This window comes from Candidatus Ruminimicrobium bovinum, assembly GCF_902760015.1.
GTDB lineage: Bacteria > Elusimicrobiota > Endomicrobiia > Endomicrobiales > Endomicrobiaceae > Ruminimicrobium > Ruminimicrobium bovinum.
This window is the reverse complement of the sequence record NZ_CACWEU010000255.1, coordinates 1-3,926: the sequence shown is the minus strand read 5'-3', so window position 1 is coordinate 3,926 and position 3,926 is coordinate 1. Positions and strand designations below refer to the sequence as shown.

1 protein-coding gene is annotated in these 3,926 nt (G+C 36.5%); it reads right to left on the bottom strand.

Annotated features, from left to right (window positions below; translation table 11 throughout):
• Positions 1-3,926, bottom strand: a 3,926-nt coding sequence (locus ACMUOV_RS08505) for a hypothetical protein (RefSeq protein ID WP_413854715.1), incomplete at both ends; no start/stop codon positions are given.

Below are 3,926 nucleotides of genomic sequence, written 5' to 3'. Positions count from 1 at the left end.
TTCAAGTGAAGCTTGTCTTATAGTCTCTCTCATTGAAAGTATTGTAGCTTCTCCAACTTCATTTGCAGATTCTGTTGCAAGTGAAACCGAGTCGTAGATACCGTTTGCAAAGCACATAGTGATATACTTACCAAGCTGCATGAATACTTTTGAAGGTGAACTAATCTTACCAGTAACCTCTACTCCATGCTTTGCAGCAAGAACCATGTCAGCAGCAGACTTAATAATAAGGTCAGAAGATTTAGCATCAGCCAAACCAAATGCAAATCCCTGTCCACAGTAAATACCACCATTATAGAATTCTTCACGGAATTGACCAATTTCGTTTACTGCGGCTTCCATAGCATCGTGGGTAATATCAGTAACAAACGTCATACGCTCGTTAATACCTTCACCAGCATTATCCATCATATTTTCGCCGTATTCATCGAATCCACTGGAATATAAATCCCATGAGGCGTCGCTTTCATTGAAGAAGTTTTCCATACGCTGATTAAGAGCATTAACGCCATCTTCAGTTGTAAGGTCGAGGTCAGACCACATAGATTCCATTGACTCAATGTTAAATCCGTCACCCATCATATTGTTAATATCAATAAATTGTCCGTTAGAAACCATATCTGTAAGCTCATCAGAACTAAACATTGATGATAGTTTATTTCCAAATACATTCTTTATAGAAGAGAAATCAGCATTTTTAAACGTTCCTCCTATATTATCTACATATTTCTTTACTGTATCAGCAATTCTATCTTCATCAATATCAATGAATTCAGTAGCTACAGCGCTTCCACCGTTTTTAAGATTTTCAAAAGCCTCGAACGCTTTACGTCTTGCTTCGGCATTCTTTTCCAATAAAGCAGCTTGTTCTTCGAGTTCAGCTTGCTTTGACCAGTATTCAGGTGTAAGTACAATATCATCCCAGTCATCTAAACCAAATACTTTTCTGAAAGCGAACTGCGCTTCAGGAGTGAGGTTTTCGATTATCATACCAACAATAGCATTACCCATGTTCTTAAATAATTTCTTACCATTTTCCTGAACCTTCAGCATCACAAGGGCACAGAATCCAAGAAATGCCTTAGAAGCTCTGTCAGCAGCGTTAATAAGTTCTGGTCCTTGATTATTGAATTCATCAGCAACACTGTTTAAAGCCACAATTAACGTTGTAAAGAGGTTTGTAACAAGTTCAGGCACTATGTTTACAAGTCCAGTAGACCAAGCAACGATAGCAGCACTAACACTTTCTAAGAAGAGTGTTGTCAAGTCTGCTACACCGTTTACTATCTCATTACGTACGTTACCTCTATGGTGACCACCGCCGCTATCAGAAGCAATCATTCTAAAGAATTCAACAAGTTTATTAAGTAAATTTGGAAGTTTATCAATTAAGTCAGTAAGAGCTTCCTCAAAAGCCTTAAATCCATAACCGGCAGCTAAGAACGTTGCAGCAACGGAGGCAATTACAGCAGCTATACCGAGTAATATACCCAGTCCAGCTCTTGTCTGGTCAACCTGTCCTACAACCGCACCGATAATTGCTAATACTCCCATTAATACACTTAATACGATTGTGATTTGTTTGAATTGTTTAAGTGATTCAGAGTCTAAACCCTTCATATTCTTCATAGTGTATCCAATAGCTGCAAAGAGTCCTGCAATAGCAGCAACGATACCAGCAACAGCCCAGAACGAGCCGCCACCACCGCTTGTGGAACTAAACGACCTATCCGAATTCGATTGACGTCCTTGTAAGAGATTAACACCTGTGATGTTCTTTGAACTTGCAAAGTTTACAGTCTTATCAAGTAATCCAACTACTACAGTTATACCACTTATAAATATAAGTAGCCATTTAGTAATGCTTTGGAAGTCCTTAATTGCAGATTGACCGACTTCGCCCATCTTATGCATGTCGGCAAGTTCTCTGAGAAGAGGTATAAATCCAGCTCTCATAAGAATAGCAAAAGATATAAATAGTCCAGTTATACCCTTAAATGGATTTGTCTGTAACTGATTGTTATTATTTCCAAATTTATTTATAGCAGTAATTATAGCACCAAATGCAAGTATGGGAACTGTGAGCCATGTCATGACTTTCATTGCCCTTTCAACAGCACTTGTCTTAACGTCTTTTACAGCATCAAGAACTTTTCTGAAAGAACTTATTAACATACTAACAACTATTCCAAGAGATACAAACGTTAATGCTAAGCCACTTAAACCTGTCATCTTAGAATTAAGTTTAGTCATGTAATATGCAAGTAAAGTAAATATTGTTACTAACAATCCTATATTAAGTGTTACTTTAGTCATGACTATCAGGTTATAATTATTTGAATTTACAAGTGAATACATTATAAGTACACTCTTTATAAGTGTTGCTATAACTTGTCCAATGGCAATTAAAGTTAACGCCATTTGAGGAATATTTAAGTTTATTATTCTTGAATTACTATAGGAAGCGGCTTTACTAAACAATGCCTTAAGCACTACTATAAGACCGACAATAAGAGTAACAGTCAGAACTAATCCAGACACTATGTCCATAATTCTTTCTGCGTTATAACCATAATGTTCAAGTCCAGCAAAGACTATCATCATTACAGCTATTGAACCGACTATTTCCACAATAGCATCAGCAAATGTTTTGAATCTTTCAGCGTCAGCTTTCTTACCATATTTCTTTATAGTGAGTCCGATACTCTGGAACATTTTACCGATACTGCTTGTCATGTCGCCAATACCCTTGTTCATCTTTGCAGTTGACCAAAGCCATTTAATTGACATATAGGTAAAGATAATATGTGACATCATTGAAAATATATCATCAATATCTTTTCTATCAATACTCTTAAAGCCTTCTACTAATCCCTTCATAAATTCTGAAGTTTTAGTATAAGCATTTTGGAATATATCTACACCAGCACCGAATATACTTTCAATAGTTTCTTTAAGTTTTGTAAGCCAAGAACCACTAAGAATATCTTCTTTAAAGAATTCTTTTATCTTCTCAAGCCAAGAAGCACCGTCTTCTGAATTCTTGCTGAAGTCTTTTACCTTATCAGATAACTTGCCAAACACTTCTATGGCTTTATCAGCAGCAGTTCCTGCAAAGTCACTAAACTTATTAAATCCATCTATAAGCTTCTCACCAATCCATGTAGCGACTGTCTTTAAAATATCAATAAACTTATCCCAGACTCCAGTTTCTTTGAGTTTAGTATAAATCTTTTCGATACCGTTTACAACAGCCTTAATGGAATTGCCAATAGCTTTAAGAATATCATTTACTAATTTACTATCTCTTGCTTTGTTAATTATTTTAGCAAGTAAATTTATAGCTGTTCCGAGAGCTTTAGCTATACCTATTAATACCTTTGCTCCGACTTTAAATACCGTAAACAAAGCATCAAATATAGGTCTTAACTTCTGAGCTCTTGGTGCTGAAATATAAAGCTTATCAGATAGGTCAGCTATCTTACCAGTAATTGTATTGATACCCTCAAGTATTGAATGGTCTCCAAAAGTACCAGTAAGAGAGTTAAATATAACTTTAAGTAGATTACTACCACTACCAGCAATATTCTTTACAACTCTTATAACGTCGTATAACGAATCAATTATAAGCCAAATTGCAGTTGGTTTGGTTTGTGCCTTAGCGATTGGACCAATAAACCCTTCTGTAGCTTCACCAGCTTGCTCAGCGCTATCTGCGGCTTGCTGCATTACGGCATCCCATGTATAACCGCTGTCTATAAATAAGTCAACAGCAGCCTGCACATGTTCGTACGATTCACCAAGAGCTTCTATATTGCGTACACGGTCTTCACCGTTACCGAGGTCACCAACTTCCCAAATCTGTTTAGCAAGCTCGATTTCTCTTTCAGTAAACTTTACTATTTCCTCGACTTTTTCAGCTGTAT